At 41.0% G+C, this 20,544-nt stretch carries 14 protein-coding genes and 1 pseudogene; 7 read left to right on the plus strand and 8 right to left on the minus strand.

Translation table 11 applies throughout. From position 1 onward, the window contains the following. Positions 1-104 precede the first annotated feature (104 nt). Positions 105-353 (minus strand): hypothetical protein, encoded by a 249-nt coding sequence (locus AC4MDD_RS07985; RefSeq protein ID WP_004696981.1) that lies wholly within the window; start codon positions 351-353, stop codon positions 105-107. Between the two features lie 211 nt (positions 354-564). Then, the gene (locus AC4MDD_RS07990) at positions 565-789 is read right to left on the minus strand and encodes a hypothetical protein (protein ID WP_004984703.1); all 225 of its coding nucleotides are present in this window, start codon (positions 787-789) and stop codon (positions 565-567) included. A 221-nt stretch (positions 790-1,010) separates the two neighbouring features. On the opposite strand from AC4MDD_RS07990, the gene AC4MDD_RS07995 reads away from it, so the two are divergent. Further along, positions 1,011-2,039: an IS701 family transposase gene (locus AC4MDD_RS07995; protein WP_176536921.1), complete on the plus strand. Its 1,029-nt coding sequence runs from the start codon at positions 1,011-1,013 to the stop codon at positions 2,037-2,039. 98 nt (positions 2,040-2,137) lie between these two features. Here the strand turns inward: AC4MDD_RS07995 and trmA are convergent, their stop codons facing one another. Beyond that, on the minus strand, positions 2,138-3,220 hold the full coding sequence (gene trmA, locus AC4MDD_RS08000) for a tRNA (uridine(54)-C5)-methyltransferase TrmA (RefSeq protein ID WP_419276316.1): 1,083 nt from the start codon (positions 3,218-3,220) through the stop codon (positions 2,138-2,140). A gap of 267 nt (positions 3,221-3,487) precedes the next feature. Further along, positions 3,488-7,243, minus strand: a complete 3,756-nt coding sequence (putA, locus tag AC4MDD_RS08005) for a trifunctional transcriptional regulator/proline dehydrogenase/L-glutamate gamma-semialdehyde dehydrogenase (protein ID WP_491882534.1) — start codon at positions 7,241-7,243, stop codon at positions 3,488-3,490. 117 nt (positions 7,244-7,360) lie between these two features. Here putA and AC4MDD_RS08010 point away from each other — a divergent pair, with 117 nt between their 5' ends. After that, on the plus strand, positions 7,361-7,855 hold the full coding sequence (locus tag AC4MDD_RS08010; RefSeq protein ID WP_491882535.1) for an Lrp/AsnC ligand binding domain-containing protein: 495 nt from the start codon (positions 7,361-7,363) through the stop codon (positions 7,853-7,855). A 66-nt stretch (positions 7,856-7,921) separates the two neighbouring features. Here the strand turns inward: AC4MDD_RS08010 and putP are convergent, their stop codons facing one another. Next, positions 7,922-9,445 (minus strand): sodium/proline symporter PutP, encoded by a 1,524-nt coding sequence (putP, locus tag AC4MDD_RS08015; RefSeq protein ID WP_087013618.1) that lies wholly within the window; start codon positions 9,443-9,445, stop codon positions 7,922-7,924. Positions 9,446-10,028: 583 nt separating this feature from the next. Between putP and aspA the strand changes: the two are divergent. From aspA to AC4MDD_RS08040, 5 genes and pseudogenes are all read left to right on the plus strand, one after another. Next, positions 10,029-10,213, plus strand: a pseudogene (gene aspA, locus AC4MDD_RS08020) (aspartate ammonia-lyase); the annotation flags it as partial. A gap of 464 nt (positions 10,214-10,677) precedes the next feature. Then, complete coding sequence (locus AC4MDD_RS08025; RefSeq protein ID WP_080543921.1) at positions 10,678-11,043, plus strand: hypothetical protein; 366 nt, start codon at positions 10,678-10,680, stop codon at positions 11,041-11,043. Positions 11,044-11,183: 140 nt separating this feature from the next. Beyond that, positions 11,184-14,642, plus strand: a complete 3,459-nt coding sequence (gene mfd, locus AC4MDD_RS08030; protein WP_491882605.1) for a transcription-repair coupling factor — start codon at positions 11,184-11,186, stop codon at positions 14,640-14,642. Positions 14,643-14,873: 231 nt separating this feature from the next. Beyond that, positions 14,874-15,308 (plus strand): HIT domain-containing protein, encoded by a 435-nt coding sequence (locus AC4MDD_RS08035; protein WP_004696995.1) that lies wholly within the window; start codon positions 14,874-14,876, stop codon positions 15,306-15,308. Between the two features lie 58 nt (positions 15,309-15,366). Beyond that, positions 15,367-16,830, plus strand: coding sequence for an adenylate/guanylate cyclase domain-containing protein (locus AC4MDD_RS08040; RefSeq protein WP_234304991.1), 1,464 nt, complete (start codon positions 15,367-15,369; stop codon positions 16,828-16,830). A gap of 68 nt (positions 16,831-16,898) precedes the next feature. Here AC4MDD_RS08040 and AC4MDD_RS08045 read toward each other — a convergent pair whose 3' ends face one another. From AC4MDD_RS08045 to hscA, 3 genes are all read right to left on the minus strand, one after another. Beyond that, complete coding sequence (locus tag AC4MDD_RS08045) at positions 16,899-18,200, minus strand: IS4 family transposase (RefSeq protein ID WP_039891156.1); 1,302 nt, start codon at positions 18,198-18,200, stop codon at positions 16,899-16,901. A gap of 106 nt (positions 18,201-18,306) precedes the next feature. After that, positions 18,307-18,645: an ISC system 2Fe-2S type ferredoxin gene (gene fdx / locus AC4MDD_RS08050; protein ID WP_004697000.1), complete on the minus strand. Its 339-nt coding sequence runs from the start codon at positions 18,643-18,645 to the stop codon at positions 18,307-18,309. Positions 18,646-18,661: 16 nt separating this feature from the next. Continuing rightward, positions 18,662-20,521: a Fe-S protein assembly chaperone HscA gene (gene hscA / locus AC4MDD_RS08055; protein ID WP_491882536.1), complete on the minus strand. Its 1,860-nt coding sequence runs from the start codon at positions 20,519-20,521 to the stop codon at positions 18,662-18,664. Positions 20,522-20,544: the final 23 nt, after the last annotated feature.

Raw genomic sequence — 20,544 nt, forward strand, 5'->3', positions numbered from 1 at the left:
TTTACGATGATAGAAATAAAAGGGACCGATTGGAAAGGAGTATCTAGCTTTTGTGATCGCATTAAAAGAGGATGCAAGCATCCTCTTTTAAGATGAAGTAGTATTTATTGATCCACTAGACCTAAAAGTGAGTTTTGGGTACTGCACATGCGTGTTGCTTCTTCAGTGTTCATCGCTTTCACGTCTTCTTCAAATTTCTTTTTTTGTTCTTTGAGTTGTTCTTCAGGTAAACCCATCTGCTCGGCAAGTTTTTCCATTTTTTCCCAAGACTCAACACAAGCTTTCGGCATCTTGCTACATGCTGTTAAAGATAAAAGGGTAATACATGTGCTGATTATGAGTAGTTTTTTCATTGCTTAAACCTTTAATTTTCAAACATTATTGATTTTTATATTGAGCCTGTAAGGTAACAAAAATTTAAGACTTTGTATAATATTTAAACGTTCAAAGTGTACTGTGTTTCATATGCCTTGGTTTTTTTATAGGTAGAGTGACGTACAGGCATTAAAAAAAAGGCACTTAGATCAATCTAAATGCCTTTTTGATGAATATTCAGTGACTCTACTACTGTAGAGGTCGATGCTGAAGTTCATTTAACTCCTTACGGCCATAGCCACGAGAAGCTAATACTTTTTTAATCCCAACAATCACGTCTTCATCGGTCGCTGTTTTAAGCTTTTCGATGAGCTGTTCATTGGTTTTACAAGAGCAGTCATTTTCAACACAAGCAATTTGATTTTTATGCTCGTTTTGCTGTTCATTCGAAAACAGCTTTTGCCAAAAACTCATATAGACTTCATTTACAACCTAACATAGGGTGAAATATAACCAATCTGTAAAATAATGCAAGTCAGCGTGAGAGATAAAAGCAGCGATCGATGTCGAAAAATTCCGATTATAGCGCAAGGTATTAACGTTATTATGACAGTTGAAATACTTGCATTTTATATAAGCTAGGACTTACGCATTGACGGATTCAAAAAAGTATTAAAATACTTTATAAAGTATCTGTGATCAGACGAATTAAAAATGCTTCTACAGCAACTTGTACACTACCCATTTATATGGGCTTTCTCATGACAGAACCGAACTCTATTAGCTGCACACAACTTGCCGAGACTTATAACATCTCGCATGATAGTGTAAATCGCTTTCTAGAGCGTGAAGACTACACACCTCACGACCTATATCAAGAAGCAATTCAACATATTGATAATAATAAACTTATAGTCAGTATTGATGATACTGTTTTAGATAAACCATATAGTCAGCATATGGACTTAGTTAGCTATTTTTGGTCAGGCAAACACCACCGATCCGTCAAGGGTATTAATCTCATTACCTTGTATGCGACAGATCAAAATGGTCAAAATATTCCAATTAATTTCCGAATTTATGACAAATCTGAAAGTAAAACCAAGAATGATTACTTTATGGATATGTTAAGTGAAGTACTCAGTTGGGGTGCAAAGATTCAATTTATTACAGGTGATAGTTGGTATTCATCGACTGCAAATCTAAAAACCATAAGAAAATATGGTATTCGATTTATGTTTGGTATCGACTGTAACCGTAAGGTTTCCCCAGAAAAAGGACAATGGTTTCAACTGCGTTTATTGCCGAATTTCCATCAGGGTCAAGTGGTCTGGCTCAAAGATTTTGGCTTTGTACAATTATTTAAGACTCAGTTAAAAGAACAGCAGAGGTTTTATATTGTGCATCAAGATGAAGATGATTTATTGTCCTTTGAGGGTTTTCATGAATTACATTCAAGTCATTGGAAAATAGAACAATATCACCGAGTGATTAAACAGGTTTGTCATATTGAAAAGTTTCAAGTAAGACGATCTAAACTGATTTCGAATCATATTTTTTCAGCCTTGATGGCCTATGTTGAGATACAAAAGAACCAGTTTGAGCGGATCTTTGAAAATGTATATCGTTGGCAGAAGAAGTTATTTAGACCAATGATCAAAAACTTCATTGATGACTTTATTCTCGATAAAAATCATCTGCTACCACAGAGAATCTATAAATAATACTGCGTAAGTCCTATAAGCTTATCTTTTTTCATGAAAATTAAAAAAGAAGCTCATTTGAGCTTCTTTTTTATACGGTTTAAGTTGCAACAAATTGTTTAAATTTTTTCCAGCAAAACCCCAGACTCGACATGGTGGGTATAGGGAAATTGGTCAAACAGCGCAAACTGTGAAATTTTATGGGTTTGGCTGAGTGTTTTTAAGTTGTCATGCAAGGTATCAGGATTACACGAAATATAGATAATCCGTTCAAAACGCTGAATCAATTTTAAGGTTTCACCATCAATGCCCGCACGCGGTGGGTCAACAAACACGGTATCGAACTCATAGCTGCTCATATCTATATTTGCTTCTTGTAAGCGACGGAATTCGCGTTCGCCGTTATAGGCTTGTGTGAAGTCTTCTGCTGATAAACGCGCGACTTGAATATTATCGATGTGGTTTTGTTCGATGTTCCACTGTGCGGCATACACCGAAGACTTAGCCAGTTCAGTGGCTAAGACACGGTTGAAACGGGTGGAAAGCGGTAGGGTAAAGTTACCATTGCCGCAGTAAAGTTCTAACAAATCTTTATTTGATTGCTGTGCAGCATTGCAGGCCCATTCGAGCATTTTTTGGCAGACTTGCGCATTGGGCTGCGTAAAGCTACTTTCAATTTGTTTGTATTGATATTTACGCTCAAAAACTTGCAGTTCTTCCACCACAAATTCATCGGTGAGTACCACTTTTTGACCACGGCTACGGCCAATCAACTTAATATTTAATTTTTCTGAAAGTTGTTTGGCTAAAACCTGCCATTGTTCATCGAGTGGGCAGCGGTAAATCAGGGAAACTAGCATTTCACCTTTTAAGGTCGCTAAGAAATGCACTTCAAATAGGCGTTTTGAGAGGAGATCATTGCTTTTCAATTCTGCCAATAAAACAGGCATGAGCTGATTAATGCTGGCATCAGCAATTGGGAAGTCATCAATACGAATGACTTTTTTCTGATTGTCTTCATCGCGTTCAAACATGGCATAAAACATATCATCTTCGGTATGCCAAATACGGAATTCTGCACGCATGCGAAAGTGTTTTTCAGGAGATTGAAAAACTTCAAGCGAAGGTGGAGTGAATTCAGCAAATTGAGCTGTAATTCGTTCAATTTTGGCGTCAAGTTGTTGTTGATAAGAAGAAGTCATATGCAGTAAAAATCGCAAACATATTGAAAAAAGAGATGGTAACAAAGTTTGCCGAATTAGCCTAAAGATATTCAGCAAAAGCGTGGGGTTTATTCATGCTACACATGGTTTGATGCTGTGCTACATTGGAAATTTTTGAGCAGATTAAGTCAAACCGAGTCGCATAAAAAATGCCAAGTAAACAGACCAGGAGATGTTGACTTGGCAATAGAGGAAAAACAGTAATAAACCTGCAGTCCCGATGAGGACTACAGGTTTAAATTGGGCTTAGTTCAAAGTCATGAGACTTGCATTACCACCAGCAGCTGCAGTGTTTACACTGATAGCGCGCTCAATCACAAAACGTTCCAAAGGAATGGCTGTTTGTGATGGGCTAAGGTGAGTAATACCTACAATCGCACCTTGACGCTCAGCAATCTGCTGTTGCAGTGCTAAAAGCTGCGCTGTCGTACCATGGTGCAATACCGCATCAAAAGCATCAGTTTTGATGTCTTTAATGACATGAAAAGCTTGAGCCAATGCTTTAGGCATGCTTGGCATGTGTTTTAACACAAAACTGTTATCTGCAAGCACCGCTGGACGGCTACCAACTGCAAAAATTGCATTCAGTTGTTGTAGTTGATCCACTTCTTGTTCAGCTAATGACAAGACTGCATGACGCGGAATTACCATGTATTGGTTGCTTTCACCAGTCGGACCTTGCAGCTCGTAATGATGACCTGAACAGAAGTTCTCAATTTTTGCCAATTTCACTGCTGGGAAGGTTTTAGCTGCCCACTCAAGGAACAATGCAGAGTTGCTGAACTCAACCTGAGGGTTTAAATCAGCACCTGTAGCAAAAGGTTTATTCAACTTTTTCGCAGAACAGTTTTGCATTAGGCGATATAGATAAATTGGACCGCCCGCTTTAGGGCCTGTACCTGATAAACCTTCACCACCAAATGGTTGTACACCGACAACCGCACCCACGATGTTACGGTTGATGTAGAGGTTGCCTACTTCAGCATGGGTCATCACAGTTTGAATGGTTTCATCAATACGGGTATGTAGACCCATCGTCAGGCCATAGCCTTTGCTATTGATGTGTTCAAGTAATTGTTTGAGTGAACCTTGGTTAAAGCGAATCACGTGAAGCACAGGACCAAACACTTCGCGTTCTAAATCATTTAGATTTGGTAACTCAATTAGTGTTGGTGTAATGAACGTGCCTGCATCTAGTTCAGAGTCTTGAGCATCATTACGCATCAACTGGTGTACGCGATGACCTTTTTGGCGCATCTTGTCGATGTGCTTTTGAATGTTTTCTTGCGCTTCAGCATCAATCACAGGGCCAATATCAGTTTTAAGTAGATATGGGTTGCCCACTTGAAGTTGTTGCATTGCGCCTTTAAGCATTTGAATCACAGCATCGGCATTGTCTTCTTGTACACATAGTACGCGAAGGGCAGAACAACGTTGACCTGCGCTGTCATAAGCTGAACTGACGACATCAAGTACAACTTGCTCAGTCAATGCTGATGAGTCAACGATCATGGCATTTTGACCGCCTGTTTCAGCAATCAGAGGAATGCTTTCACCATTTTTGCTCAAACGTTTCGACACAGTTTTTTGCAAAATCTTAGCAACTTCAGTAGAACCTGTGAACATGATGCCTTGAACTTGCTCGGCTGCACTGAGTTGTGCACCCACAGTTTCACCGCGACCTGGAATCAGCTGTACAGCAGCTTGAGGCACACCCGCTTGCCATAAGATTTGAATTGCTTGAGCTGCGATCAATGGCGTTTGTTCAGCTGGTTTAGCAATCACGGTATTACCCGCAACCAACGCAGCAGCAACCTGACCTGTGAAGATGGCCAATGGGAAGTTCCATGGGCTAATGCATAGCATCGTGCCTAAAGGCTCAACTTCTGCGTTTGCATCTAGATCTATCATTTGCGTTGCGTAGTAGCGTAAGAAATCTACAGCTTCACGAACTTCTGCAATTGCATTGGCATACGTTTTACCACTTTCACGGCAAAGTAAAACCATCAGTTCTTCTAAGCGAGCTTCCATTAAGTCAGCAGCGCGAAGTAGGTAACTTGCACGGGTGTCTTTAGCCGTACGTGCCCAAATGTCTTGAACAGCCTGCGCATTGTTTAATGCTTGCTCAACTTGTTCAGTTGTTGCTTCTTGTACATAACCCACAACATCTGAGTGACGTGCTGGGTTGATAATGCTTTGCGGAGCAACGGCGTCATTGGTCTGAAAGTGCTCACCCATTGGTGCAGCAGACCATTGGTGCTTAGCAAACTGTTGAGCTGTTTGGTTCAGATGAATTAATGCAGAGTCATTTGCAAGGTCTAAACCTTTAGAATTTGCACGCAGTTGGCCATAAAGTTCAGCAGGAAGTGGAATCGAAAGGTGCTTTTGACCCACGATATTTTCACGTTTTGCACTGCTTAAAATGGTTTGAGTTGGGTTTTCAATCAAATCATCAATTGCGAGTGACTTGTCTGCAATACGGTTTACAAAAGAGGTGTTTGCACCATTTTCAAGTAAACGACGTACAAGATAAGCCAATAGTGTTTCATGGTTGCCCACAGGTGCATAAATACGGCAAGGTACACCTAGTTTTTTATCTAGTTTTTCGCCGACCACTTGTTCATACAGTGGCTCGCCCATGCCGTGTAAGCATTGGAACTCATACTGACCCACGTAGTATTTCTCTGGGTTAGCCATTTCATAAATAGTCGCCAAGGTTTGCGCATTGTGTGTTGCAAACTGTGGGTAGATTTGTTCTGGTGCAGCTAATAATTTCTTCGCACAAGAGATATACGACAAGTCTGTATGTACTTTACGAGTAAATACAGGGTAGTCAGTCATCCCTTCAATTTGCGCTTTCTTGATTTCGCTGTCCCAGTACGCGCCTTTCACTAAACGGATCATTAAGCGTTTTTCGCTACGTTTAGCCAAGTCTACGATGTAGTCAACCACGTAGAAACAACGTTTTTGATATGCTTGGATAACGAAACCAATGCCTTTCCAGTCTTTCAGTTCTGGTTCAAAGCATAGACGTTCAAGCATTTCTAAAGAAATTTCTAAACGCTCAGATTCTTCAGCATCGATATTTAAACCGATGTTATAGCCGCGTGCTAATTTAGCAAGCGTAAAGACTTTGCCGTACAACTCTTCATGCATACGTGCAACTTGTGCGCGTTGGTAGCGAGGGTGTAGAGCAGATAATTTAATTGAAATACCCGGACCGTCGTAAACATCTTTGTCTTTTGACGCTTGACCAATGGCATGAATGGCATCGGTATAGTCTTTCATATAACGATCAGCATCATGATCGGTCAGTGCCGCTTCACCCAGCATGTCGTATGAATAGCGGAAGCCTTTTTCTTCAAGACGTTCAGCGTGTTGTAATGCTTCACCAATGGTTTCGCCAGTCACAAACTGTTCGCCCATCATACGCATAGCTACATCAACTGCTTTACGGATGATGCCACGACCACTACGTGCCAATAAGCCAGTTAAAGTGCCTGATAAGCTATTTTGTTTTGGTGTTTCCATCAGTTTGCCAGTCAACATGAGACCCCATGCTGCCGCATTGACAAACATCAAGTTACTTTGACCAACGTGTTCTTTCCAGTTGCCTTGGTTGATTTTGTCTTTAATCAATAGGTCACGTGTCGCCATATCTGGAATACGAAGCAATGCTTCAGCTAAACACATCAACGCGATGCCTTCTTGAGAAGACAGTGCAAATTCTTGTAAGAGACCCTGTACAATACCTGCTTTACCGCTGCCGCTTTTACGTTCACGTAAAGTATGAGCTAAATCAAACGCAAGTTCATGAATGCGTTGATTCATCTCGTCAGAGATTTTGCTGTGGTCTAATAAATTTTGAACACAGTCAGTTTCGGCACGTCGCCAAGCGGTATTGATTTCAACTTCAAGCTCACTTTTTTCTTTGAATTCGGTAATATATTCAAATTGAGTTTGAGCGTCGTTGAAATGCGTATTGCTTTCCATCATATTCATGCCTACATCCTGTGCATACAATAATGTGTTGAGAGATCTATAGTAATTAATTTATGATTACAGAAAGAATGCCGAATAACTCACTATAATTTGTATGCTATTTAGAGATTAATTCAGATGACGAGCCCAATTTTTAGCTTGGACCGAACAGATATCAAAATATTAGATATTCTTCAAAGAGATGGAAAAATACCGAATATTAAACTTGCCGAAGAAGTGAACTTATCAGCGACAGCTGCTTTGGCTCGGGTGCAAAAATTAACCAAGGAAGGCTTTATTCTGAGTTATGAAGCACGCTTAAATCCAAACATGCTGAATGCCAGTTTTGTGGTTTTTGTTGAGATACTTTTGGATAAAACCACGCCACATGTCTTGGAAGACTTTCGCCATGCCGTACTACAGCATGATGAAATTGTGGAATGTCATATGACCAGTGGGGGCTTTGATTTTGTGGTGAAGATTCGTTGTGCCAGTATGGATGAGTTCAGAAAAATCTCAGGCCAAGTCTTGTGGCAACTGCCGGGCGTTAAAGAAACGCGTAGTTATCCCGTGATGGAAGTCATCAAAGAAAGCTCACGTATTCAACTTAAGTACAAACCGTTGTCGAAATAATTGAGTGCATGAGATGCAAAAAAAGGGGCTTAAAAGCCCCTTTTTTTTGTTGGTCTACACGTTCAATTAACGTTGTGTAGATTCTTCTTTCATTTCAGCCATGGCTTGTTTGTACATGCTGTCTGCTTGTTCAAAGCGTTGTACCACTTCTGCTTCAGGGGCTTTACCCATTAAGCTTACAACTACAATGCTGATCCAAGAGAAGATAAAGCCTGGAATAATTTCATATAGACCTAAGTGTCCTAATGCATTTTTCCACACAATCACGGTTACCGCACCAACAATAATACCTGCAATAGCACCATTCAAAGTCATGCGCTTCCAGAACAAAGACAAGATAATCAGTGGACCAAATGCTGCACCAAAACCTGCCCATGCATAAGCTACAAGGCCTAGAACTTTACTGTCAGGGTTGCTTGCTAAGCAAATTGCAAGAACAGCAACTGCAAGAACCATGAAACGACCCACCCAGACCAATTCTTTTTGAGAAGCGGTTTTACGGATGAATGCTTTGTACATGTCTTCTGTCAATGTTGTAGAACAAACCAGTAACTGACAGCTTAATGTACTCATCACCGCAGCTAAAATTGCAGCTAAAACAATGCCTGCAATCCACGGATTGAAGAGAATTTTAGTCAGTTCCATGAACACAGTTTCAGGGTTTTGAGAAACCACGGCTGCCAGTTCAGGGTGTTGTTGGAAGTAAGCAATCGCAATGAAACCTGCACCTACCGCACCACCTAGACATAAAATCATCCATGTCATACCAATGCGACGCGCAGCAGGAATTGTTTTCACAGAGTCTGCAGCCATGAAGCGCACTAAAATGTGTGGCTGACCAAAATAGCCTAAGCCCCATGCCAATGATGACAGGATGGCAACAGTGCTGAGTTCAGAGACAATGTGCATTGCTTGTGGGCGAGCAGTTTCAAGCAGGACTGTAAACTGTGCAGCATTACCATCAATCGCAAGATAAGTCATGATTGGGGTAAGTAGCAGAGCAAAAATCATTAAGCCTGCTTGAAAGGTATCTGTCCAGCTAATTGCAAGGAAGCCACCGATACATACATAACTGATGGTTGCAATTGCGCTAATCCAAAGAGCAGTGGTGTAGTCCCAACCAAAGATGCTTTCAAATAAACGTGAGCCAGCCACCATGCCGGAAGCACAGTAAATCGCGAAGAATACTAAAATGACGATCGCTGAGATCATACGCAAGATACGTTTACGATCTGCGAAACGACCTGTGAAATAATCAGGCAGGGTGAGGGCATTGTTTTGAACTTCAGTATGCACACGTAAACGTCCTGCAACCAATAACCAGTTGAGCCATGCACCAATGATCAGACCTACAGCAATCCACGCTTCAGACAAACCAGACAAATAAATTGCGCCCGGTAAGCCCATCAGTAACCAGCCACTCATGTCTGATGCACCTGCAGAAAGTGCAGTAACCACACTTCCTAAACTACGACCACCTAAGATGTAATCATCAAAGTTGTTTGTGGACTTGTATGCATACAAACCGATGCCAACCATGGCAATGATATAAACTAAAAATGTGACGAGGGTGGGGTTAATTTGACTCATAGGCATTCCTTGGCAAAATCCGACTTGGGAGATTTTTTAATCGCTTTGTTTGAGACGGCGATTCAAGCATAAAAATAAAATCACACTCTGTAACAGTTGTGAGGTGTTTTTGTATGTTTTGTGTAATTATTAATTGTTTTTTAGAATTAAATAATAAGTTGTTGAAAATATGCTGTTTATTGATCATTTATTATTCTTTTTTTATAGGGTAAGTGAAATTCTAAGCTTTTATTTCGTAAAATCAGCAGGCTAGTTATAATTTTTGATTTTTTATTGCTTACGAAAAATTACATTACCTACAAAATAGGCGAATTTACATATAAGGTGTTTCATTTATGAAATGTATTTACAGTCATGAAATAGGTGAAAAAGACGAATATTTCACTATTTAACTAACTTTCTTAGGGCATTCATACTTTGAGTGCATTGGAAAACTTTTAAATTTCTAATTAGAAAATAGGAATTCAATGGCATTTTCTGCATGCTTTGGCGTAAGTAAAAATAGAGTCAGCATAAATTAACTGCACATTTGGCAAAAATCTCTCCTGAAATTGTGCAGGCCATTGCGGTGGCATATGAGTAATTGATCCAACCACCTGAAAGTTGGTTATACGCTTTTCCCTTGCATCTAACCATAGATGCCTATCAAGGTGGAGCGGGTACTTCAATTAAATGAATAGAAACGAAGTATTGGCCAATCTTGCATTGGAACATCTATCACTTCCTCAAGGTAAATATGATTTTATATTTCAAAACGATCATATCAATTAATCTCAATCGAATAATGATGTCTATCCAACGGCGCTGTGTTTTAGTCACTTATTAATGGTATTGCAGCCTTAAATACCAAATGTATTCAAGCTAATGAAAACGTATACTTTGATGCAGTCATGAGTAGTGCTGGTATGGTGATTTTGCTTGATCCAATTTTAGGTCGTGAAATGTGATGAAATGGGTAAACAGTATATTGCGGAAAAACAAAACAATTTAGCAAGTGGTATTGGAGAAAGGGTTGTTAACTTAAGAACCCTTAGGTCATATTTCTCATTTGAAACTTGGCTGCTGAGGTGACGCCGACGGTTGTACCTTTAGCATAAGTTCGCTAAGACATTTATAACTATATATAGGTATAAAAGTAGTCAATGCGCTGCTTTTATACTTTTTAGCGGATACACGCTAACAAAAGGTAGCAGTTGGAACTACAATAAGCTTGAGTGAAGAACCATGATTAGATGTCTATGTTGAGTAAATTAAGCCAATTATTTAAATTAAAGAAAGATGCGCCAGAACAACTTTTTTTGCAGCAGCATCAGATTGAATATGATGATGAAAAAGGCTTTATCATTGAAGGTATTGTGCTAAATGCTATACATGCTGAACGTTTGGTCTATTTTTCAAATCGTAGAATTAGTCAGTTTGATGACCTCAATGCACTTTTTTATAGTGCTATGTTAATCAATGAAAAGATCGACCTGGAAATTGCCAATGAGCGATTTGTTGTACGTTTAGGCAATAATCTAGAAAACTTAACCGAGTTAAAGCGAATGATTAAGCTACTCAATGACTATTATTACCAGTTTATACGTGACAAAAAATAAGTCTTTTAAAAACCATAAATTTGAGTTTTAAAAAGGACTTAGCGCTAGATTGATGTTGTTCTTGTCGTGAAAAATAACATGCAACGAGAGGACATCATGCTAGTATATGACGCATGTTTTTAAACGCTAAAGCCATGTCCATGTTCCAAGAAAAAATCTCCCAACTGAATGTGCAACAACTAAAAGCAGGCGAAAAACGTTGGCTGGGAAATTTGCTCGGCTCTTCAGCTGCATTATTCATTCAAACGTTAAGTACACAAAATAAAAAGCTCTTTGTGGTTGTGGCAAAAAATAATCAACACTTAGCACAACTCGAAAGTGAATTTGAATTTTACGGTATTCGACCGACCATTTTTCCAGACTGGGAAATTCTGCCTTATGATCGTTTATCTCCTCATCAAGATATTGTATCTGAGCGTCTCGCAATTTTATCCAATATGCCGCAAACAGGTGTCTTACTGATTTCGGCTTCGACCTTGGCGCAGCGTGTAGCGCCGACTTCGTGGGTGTTGGGAGAACACTTTGATATTCACGTTGGTCAAAAGTTTGAATTGGAACAGCAAAAGAAGCGTTTGATTCAAGCAGGCTATCATTTGGTCGACACAGTATATGACCATGGTGAATTTGCGGTTCGGGGTAGCATTATGGATATCTATGCCTCAGGTCAAGCCGCACCAATTCGCATAGACTTATTTGATGATGAAATTGAAACCCTTAAATTTTTTGATCCTGAAACACAGCGCACTACGCAAAACTTACAACAATTTTCCGTATTACCGGCTAAAGAGTTTCCGCTGAAAGAGGCACGCAGCATATTTCGTGATCGCTATGCAGAAATGTTTCCGACGGCAAATCCAAAGAAAAATCCAATTTATCAGGATGTGTTAGAAGGGATTGCATCACCAGGGATTGAGTTCTATTTCCCACTATTTTTCAGTGCAGCGCAGATGGAAACCCAAAGTACACTGCTTTCGTATTTACCAAGTCATTCAATTGTCATTACAGATAAGCAGGTTGATGATGGTTTAGATAGTTTTTGGAAAGAAATCGATCGCCGTTATGAAGACCGCCGCCATAATGTTGACCAGCCAATTTTAGCCCCTAACCATCTTTTTATTTCGACCAATCAAGTTTTAGAACAGCTCAATACCTTTCCCCGCATTATCGCTTCAGTTGAGGCTTTTGATCTAAAAGCAGGTGTGATCAATTTAAACACCGTGCTTCCACCACGTTTAGCGGTCGATCCTAAGCATGAAAAGCCCTTTCATGCGGTTAAACAGTATATTGATGCTGCTAACCATCCGGTATTACTGGTTGCTGAAAGCGCGGGGCGTCGTGAAACTTTAAAAGATGCATTGCGTGCAACATTGGGAGAGATTCCTAATGTTGAGAATTTTGCTGAATTTCAAAAATCCTTACATGCCATAGCAATTACCAGTGCACCATTAGAGCGTGGCTTGGTATTAAAAGACAGCATTAGCATCATTTCTGAAAATCAGTTGTATGAGCATCGCGTTGTACAGCGTCGTCGTAAACGCCAGCAAGAGGTTTCGGAAGAGTTTCTCATCCGAAGTTTGACTGAACTGAGTATGGGTGCGCCGGTGGTGCATATCGACTATGGTGTGGGGCGTTATGCGGGCTTAGTCACTTTAAGTATTGATGATCAAGACTATGAGTTCTTGCAGCTCGATTATGCCGATGCTGCCAAAGTCTATGTTCCTGTCACCAATTTACATTTGATCAGTCGTTATAGTGGCGGTGACCCAGACTTGGCACCCTTGCATAAGCTGGGTACTGATGCTTGGAACAAAGCAAAACGTAAAGCATTGGAGCAAATCCATGATGTAGCAGCGGAGTTATTGCATATCCAAGCCCGTCGTCAAGCTAAACCTGGTTTTGGTTTTGAGTTAGATCAAGGTCAATATATGCAGTTTGCTAGTGGCTTTGCCTATGAAGAAACACTCGATCAAGCCAATGCCATTGAGGCGACGTTGTATGATATGCAACTGGCTAAACCGATGGATCGCTTGGTCTGTGGCGATGTGGGTTTTGGCAAAACCGAAGTTGCGATGCGCGCAGCATTTTTAGCGGTACAGAACAATAAACAGGTAGCTGTTTTGGTGCCGACGACGTTGCTGGCTCAACAGCATTATGAGTCTTTTAAAGACCGTTTTGCAGACTGGCCTATTCGCATCGAAGTTTTATCACGTTTTGGCAGCAGTAAATCACATACCAAAACGATTGAAGACTTAGCTGAGGGCAAAGTTGATATTGTGATTGGTACGCATAAAATTCTACAAGAGAATGTCCAGTTTAAAGACTTAGGCTTGATGATTGTGGATGAAGAACACCGCTTCGGTGTACGTGACAAAGAGCGGATTAAAGTCATGCGGGCAGATGTGGACATGTTGACTCTGACCGCAACTCCAATTCCACGGACTCTAAACATGGCCTTTAGTGGCATGCGTGATCTATCCATTATTGCTACACCACCTGCACGACGTTTAGCGGTAAAAACGTTTGTGCAAGAACATACGGGTGATTCAGTTAAAGAAGCCATCTTGCGTGAGTTACTGCGTGGTGGCCAAGTTTATTTCTTGCATAATGAGGTCGAAACCATTGAGCGTGCAGCGGAGAGTCTTCGAGAGTTGGTCCCTGAGGCACGTGTGGCTGTTGCACATGGTCAAATGCGTGAACGCGAGTTAGAACAAGTCATGCAGCAGTTCTACCATAAAGAATATAACGTGCTGGTCTGCTCAACCATTATTGAAACAGGGATTGATGTTCCGAATGCCAATACCATTTTAATTGAGCGGGCAGATAAGCTGGGTTTAGCGCAGTTGCATCAACTACGTGGGCGTGTAGGGCGCTCGCATCACCAAGCTTATGCCTATCTGTTGGTGCCATCCATCAAAGGATTAAAAGGTGATGCTGAAAAACGTCTGGATGCGATTCAGCGGGCATCGACATTAGGTGCGGGCTTTATGTTGGCGACAGAAGACTTGGAAATTCGCGGAGCGGGTGAGCTACTTGGCGAGCAACAAAGTGGTTCAATGCAAGCCATTGGCTATAGCTTATATATGGAGATGCTCGAAAAGGCGACCAAAGCCATTCAAAAGGGCAAAACCCCAAATTTCGATGCGCCACTCTCACTGACCGCAGAAATCAATTTACATATGCCGGCCTTGATTCCAGATGAATATCTGGGAGATGTCCATCAGCGTTTATTGTTCTATAAGCGTATTAGTAATACGGACAGTCAGGAAAAACTCGATAACATTCGTATGGAGTTGATTGACCGTTTTGGGATACCACCACAACCTGTAAAGCAGCTTTTTGCTGTACATCAGATGCGTTTGAAAGCAGAAACACTGGGCATTACCAAAGTGGATATTTCTGCCAATGGTGGTACGATTGAATTTTCACCAGATACTCCTGTTCAGGCAATTAGTATTATTCAGATGATGCAAAAACACCCGACCTTTTTTAGGATGGAAGGTGGTCAGCGCTTAAAGGTCATGGTCATACTAGAGGAATATGAAAAACGGATTCAATTTATCAATGACTTATTGGAAAGTTTATTGAAAGAGTTGCATTAAAATTTAGTTTTAATTTGCTGTGATTTCATACAGATATCTGGTCTTTCTTGCGCACTTGCGCTATAAAAAGAAAGACTTGATTTTTTGATGAAATTTATTAGAGTAATAAATGTGATGTGGTTCAAAGTAAAACGTAGTTTATTTGTGTTGAAACACATTGCTTACAATATTCACCTCTGATTGGATGTGATAGTATTAGCCATTATTCTAATTTGCATCATTTATAAAGATATGTTTAGTTTGCATCCACAACTTGCTCAAGATACGTTTTTTGTAGGCGACTTTCCACTTTCAACATGTCGCTTAATGAATGATATGCAATTCCCGTGGCTAATTTTAATTCCACGCGTGCCAGGCATCACTGAGTTATATGAACTCAGTCAAGCCGACCAAGAACAGTTTTTACGTGAGTCAAGCTGGTTATCAAGCCAATTGGCTCGTGTATTCCGTGCTGACAAAATGAATGTTGCTGCTTTAGGTAATATGGTTCCGCAGCTCCATTTTCACCATGTTGTACGTTATCAAAACGACGTCGCATGGCCAAAACCAGTTTGGGGTACACCCGCTGTTCCTTATAGCAATGAAGTGCTTGCGCATATGCGTCAAACTCTAATGCTTGCACTACGTGGTCAAGGTGATATGCCATTCGATTGGCGTATGGACTAATACACGTGAGAAATCAAATCAGGGATGATTTGATCGTGTGCATAATGGGGAACGAGCAGTGCCATTAGATCATTGGTTATCTAAAGAGCCCAAACAATTTGTGTATTTCCATCGTGCGATGGGATATGGCATGCTGTCTTTAATAACCATCGTCTATCATTATACGATGGCAGATACCAAATATCAGATTTACGTGCCGCTGCTGTTGCTCATTGTGTTATTGATCACACCGCCATTTTCTAGGTGGTTAGGTTATCGCTTCAATAATACGATGCAACGCGGTGTGATGTTTGTTATAGATATTGTCATTACAGCGATCATTTTAGCCGCTGTACATCTCAGTATCGTACTCACATTTTTAACCATTTTTGCTATGCTTTATACGGCTATTAGCAATAAAATTTCTTTTTTGATGGTGTCTTTGGCCAGCCTGATTGGGGTGGTTGTCTTTTATATCTCGATTATCTTTGTCTTTGGTTTTGGTGAGTATTTCGAGGCTACCAGTACCGAACTGATCGTATTGGGCTTTTTGTGCCTCACCACTTATTTTGGCGTGGGTAGCTATTATCAGCGCAACCAAATGCAAGACATATACCGCCGCAAAAATCACTATTTTGATCAGATGAACCGTTATATGGAGTTTGCCAATCAACTGAGTCGCTATGCACCAGTTCAGTTGTGGCAATCGATTATGAAGGGTGAGTCTGAAGCGAAAATTGAATACAAGCGTAAGAAACTGACAGTTTTCTTTTCAGATATTCAGGGCTTTACAGAGCTTTCTGAAAGCTTAATTCCGGATGATTTAGCATTCCTACTCAATGATTATTTAAAACACATGACCGAGATTGCGAAGCAATATGAAGGTACTGTGGATAAATTCATGGGGGATGCAATTTTAGTGTTCTTTGGTGACCCTAATTCTGAAGGTGTAGAGCGTGATGCTCAAAACTGTTTGGAAATGGCTATGGCGATGCGTCAGCAAATGAAAATTCTGCGCGAGCGTTGGGTGAAAATGGGGTATCCGCCATTGCATATTCGTATGGGGATTTCTACAGGGTATTGCCACGTAGGGAACTATGGTGCATCGCACCGTATGGCTTATACCATTGTTGGTCGTGATGCAAACCTTGCGGCACGTTTACAAAGTGCAGCACAAGTGGATGAAATTTTAATTTCGGACGATACGCATAATTTAGTAAAAAATGATTATCTTTGTGCGCCGAAAGCGCCAATTTTCCTTAAGGGGATTAAAGGTGCTGTGAAGACGTGGCAAGTTGTTGAAAAATATACCTCGCAAAAATCAGATTATCAACGCTGGTTTGATTATGAATATAAAGGATTTCATTTACTGCTGAACTTAGATGAAGTGCAGAATTTTGAATATCCGCAGTTAATTCAAGTCTTAGAAAAAATGATTCAACGTATTCAAACCCAACAGAAGATGACCAACTCGCAAGGTATCGTCAAACTCAATCTTGAAGATGAAGTAATAGAGCCTGTTCAGAAAAATGAGTATCATTAATTTAATGGTATGAGATATAAAAATGAGAGTCATAAAAAAAGCCACTACAATGAGTTAATGCCAGTCAGTTAAGAAATTGACTGGCATTTTCTTGGGTACTTTTGAGGCTTTATTTTGACGACTCTAGGGCATTGCCTTGATCTTCTTTCAGGCAAAACAAACATTTTAGACTGTTCCAGCAAACGCTCTAAATGCTTGGGCAAATTCCCTGCCGATTCCAGCGGAGTATGCCTTAATATATTGATAATGCTGATTGAAGCAATATGGAAACTGATACGCAAAGGGCTGACTTTCGCCCGTTGAGCCATAAATTTCATTTGCCTTCTAAGAATATTATAAGCAATCAATACACCCCATAATTCCTGATACACCAATTCAGGCTGCTTGCTTCTTAAATGCATCCCATCTTGCAGGTCGCTCTTGATTTCACGGTAGCACATCTCGATTTCCCAGCGCTGAGCATACAGCGTACTGACCTCTTCCAGAGGATAAGCCTTTGAATCTAATAATGATGTAACGTATCGTCTAACCCTTCCAGACTGTTCAGTTTCAATCAGGCGGGCTTCCCAATAGTCACCTAAATCCGGATTCAGTTTCTTCGCTCTTGGAGAAACAGGCATTCTGATTTGAAAGTCATGCGCTGAGTTTTTCCTGATAATTTCATAGCGCAGATTGTCTTTAGCCCGCATAAGCCAATGGCAGTTTTCCCGAGACTGCCACCCTGATAAGAAATCAGCAGAGAAGTAGGCCCGGTCAAATAAAGTCAGGCTATTTGCAGGCACTTTCAATTTCTTCGCTAAAGTCAGCTCGCCTTGATCCATACTTCCAATCCCGGCATCAATCACTTCATGAGTATTGGTGTTGATCAGGCAAACCGCTCTGGCTTGCGGCCAAGGTGCTGCTATCGTTTTGCCTTTGGAAGAACCGAAGTGCCTGAAGTTCTCATCTGTGTGGGGCATGGACCAGACGGCTCCATCTACAGCGCAGATGCTTAGGCCATGAAAGGCGGAATATTGCGGCTGAGAATCTTCAAACCATGTCTGACTCAGTGTATTGAACAGGACATTTAAAGGCTCCAGACCCAAGCGCTGTCTGGCCTGCACTGATGCGCTTGGGGCGCAGCTTTCAGCCGTGCCAAAAACCAGCTGCAGCTGCTGAACAACATACCAGATGGGCTGGTCGCGGAACAATGCAAGTCCAATAACTAGCCATACAGCATGCTCTGCGGGGAGTTTTCTTTTTCTGACCGATGCTTTCCCGGTCCGTTTTAAACAGTCTTCAATCCAGTTTAAATCAATTAATTCGCTAAAATTAGAAAGTGAAGGAGCTGTCTGCTGAAATGCTGAACTTAAATTCTGAGAAAAAGTCATAAAAAAATGAGTGTATCTGGATACGCTCATTTTTACCGCATTTCAGCTATTTTGTCTTAACTGATCAGCATTAACTACAATGAGTGGCTTTTTTTGGCTTTGAAAATTAGTGATTTTCAGATGCGTGGTTAATTGTGTATTTAGGAATTTCAACTTCTAAGTCTTCATCCACTAACTTCACTTGGCAAGACAAACGAGAGTCGGGTTCTAAGCCCCAAGCACGATCCAGTAGATCGGCTTCAACATCATTCATTTCTTCTAAGCTGTCAAAGCCTTTACGTACCACAACGTGGCACGTTGTACATGCAGCGGACATATCGCATGCATGTTCAATCTTGATCCCATTTTTCAGTAAGCTTTCACAAAGATTTGCATTCTGTTCAACTTCAAACTCAGCACCTTCTGGGCAGATTTGCGCATGTGGGAGAACTTTAATACGTGGCATAGTCTTTACCTATAAATTAGTTTGAGTTTGACCAGTCGTCGAGTTTTGTGCCTTTCAGCGCCGCATCGATATGCTGATTCATGCGTGCTGCTGCAAAAGCATCACTGTGTATTTTAAGCTGTTCAACAGCAGATTCAATTGCTTTGATTTCTGTTGTTTCAAGTGTTGCTTCTAATGAAGTTTTGGCCGCATTTAATGCAACTTGTTGTTCATTCGTGAGCAGGTGAGCATCTACTTTTAGGGCTTGCTCTAAAGCTTCGAGTTCGCGTTTTGCTTCAACTTTGGTTTCTTGTAAGTGACGAAGATTTTTATCTTCTTCAGCAAACTTGTAACCATCAAGCAGTAAGCGTTCCATGTCACTATCAGCCAAACCATATGATGGTTTGATATCAATTTGTGCATGTACACCAGAGGTTGTTTCTTTAGCTGAAACCGTCAGTAGGCCATCGGCATCCACTTGGAAGGTTACTTCAATACGCGCTTGACCCGCAGTCATTGGTGGAATACCGCGAAGGACAAAACGACCTAAGCTACGGCAATGCTCAACCAAATCACGCTCACCTTGAACCACATGAATCAACATCGCAGTTTGGCCATCTTGGTAGGTGGTGAACTCTTGGCGACGTGCGACTGGAATTGCGGTATTACGTGAAATAAGACGCTCAACCAAGCCGCCCATGGTTTCTAGACCGAGAGAAAGCGGAGTTACATCAAGCAGTAATGCGCTATCGGCTGTGTTTCCAATCAACTGATTGGCTGTAATTGATGCACCAATAGCAACAACTTCGTCTGGGTTGATGGTACACAATGGCTCTTGAGCAAATACATCGCGTACAGCGTTTTGTACAGCATAAGAGCGAGTTGAACCACCGACCAAAACCACGTTTTGAATGTCGCTGAGTTCAAGTTTGGCATCGCGGAGGACGCGTTTACACACACTAATCGTTTTATCTAAAGCAACTTTGATAATGCTTTCAAATGTCGCACGATCAAGCATTAAGCTATGCTCTAGGACTTGTAAATGAACGCTTTCTGCATCGGTTAAAGCTTCTTTGGCTTTACGTGCAGCAACTAAAACGTGTGCATATTCAGTGTCATCGAACTGATCAATGTTGAGTTCTTTTTTCGCCCATTTTACGATTAAACGGTCAAGATCATCACCGCCTAATGCAGTGTGACCACCCGTCGCTAACACTTCAAACACGCCTTGTGAAAAGCGTAAAATTGAAACGTCAAAGGTACCGCCACCCAAGTCATAAATCACATAGTTGTGATCATGCGCAAGATTGGTTTCTTGGTCGAGACCATAGGCAACTGCAGCAGCAGTAGGCTCATTTAAGAGACGTAATACGTTTAAACCTGCAAGTTGTGCGGCATCACGTGTCGCTTGACGCTGAGCCTCATCGAAGTATGCAGGAACAGTAATCACTGCACCATTGACTTCATTTTTTAAGCTCGCTTCAGCACGATCTTTCAGTTGCTTTAAAATTTCAGCGGACACTTCGACAGGGGTTTTACGGCCCTGAGCGGTTTCAAAAGCAGGCATTTGATTATCTTCACCCACCAAAGTGTAGGGGTGTTGAAACTTAATGTCGGCTTTAGAGCGTCCCATAAAACGTTTGACTGAAACGATGGTGTTTTTAGGATCGGCAGTCAAAAATGGTTTTGCTCCGTCACCATATTGGGTTTGGTTTACACCATAATGCGCGATCGATGGGAGTAAGACACGACCTTGTTCATCATGCAAAACCTTTGCTTTGCCTGAAAGTACAGTTGCAACTAGAGAGTGAGTTGTACCTAAGTCGATACCAATGGCAATACGGTGTTCATGTGGCGCACTTGATTGTCCAGGTTCTGCAATTTGCAAGAGAGCCATGTGTTACATCCTTTGAGCGTCAA

It is taken from the genome of Acinetobacter sp. CAU_H_29a_1 (assembly GCF_058599505.1).

Coding starts and splice junctions, on each gene's coding strand:
- AC4MDD_RS07985 (WP_004696981.1), bottom strand. CDS start 353: ATGAAAAAACTACTCATAATCAGCACATGTATTACCCTTTTATCTTTA.
- AC4MDD_RS07990 (WP_004984703.1), bottom strand. CDS start 789: ATGAGTTTTTGGCAAAAGCTGTTTTCGAATGAACAGCAAAACGAGCAT.
- trmA (WP_419276316.1), bottom strand. CDS start 3,220: ATGACTTCTTCTTATCAACAACAACTTGACGCCAAAATTGAACGAATT.
- putA (WP_491882534.1), bottom strand. CDS start 7,243: ATGAATATGATGGAAAGCAATACGCATTTCAACGACGCTCAAACTCAA.
- AC4MDD_RS08010 (WP_491882535.1), top strand. CDS start 7,361: ATGACGAGCCCAATTTTTAGCTTGGACCGAACAGATATCAAAATATTA.
- putP (WP_087013618.1), bottom strand. CDS start 9,445: ATGAGTCAAATTAACCCCACCCTCGTCACATTTTTAGTTTATATCATT.
- AC4MDD_RS08025 (WP_080543921.1), top strand. CDS start 10,678: ATGTCTATGTTGAGTAAATTAAGCCAATTATTTAAATTAAAGAAAGAT.
- mfd (WP_491882605.1), top strand. CDS start 11,184: ATGTTCCAAGAAAAAATCTCCCAACTGAATGTGCAACAACTAAAAGCA.
- AC4MDD_RS08035 (WP_004696995.1), top strand. CDS start 14,874: ATGTTTAGTTTGCATCCACAACTTGCTCAAGATACGTTTTTTGTAGGC.
- AC4MDD_RS08045 (WP_039891156.1), bottom strand. CDS start 18,200: ATGACTTTTTCTCAGAATTTAAGTTCAGCATTTCAGCAGACAGCTCCT.
- fdx (WP_004697000.1), bottom strand. CDS start 18,645: ATGCCACGTATTAAAGTTCTCCCACATGCGCAAATCTGCCCAGAAGGT.
- hscA (WP_491882536.1), bottom strand. CDS start 20,521: ATGGCTCTCTTGCAAATTGCAGAACCTGGACAATCAAGTGCGCCACAT.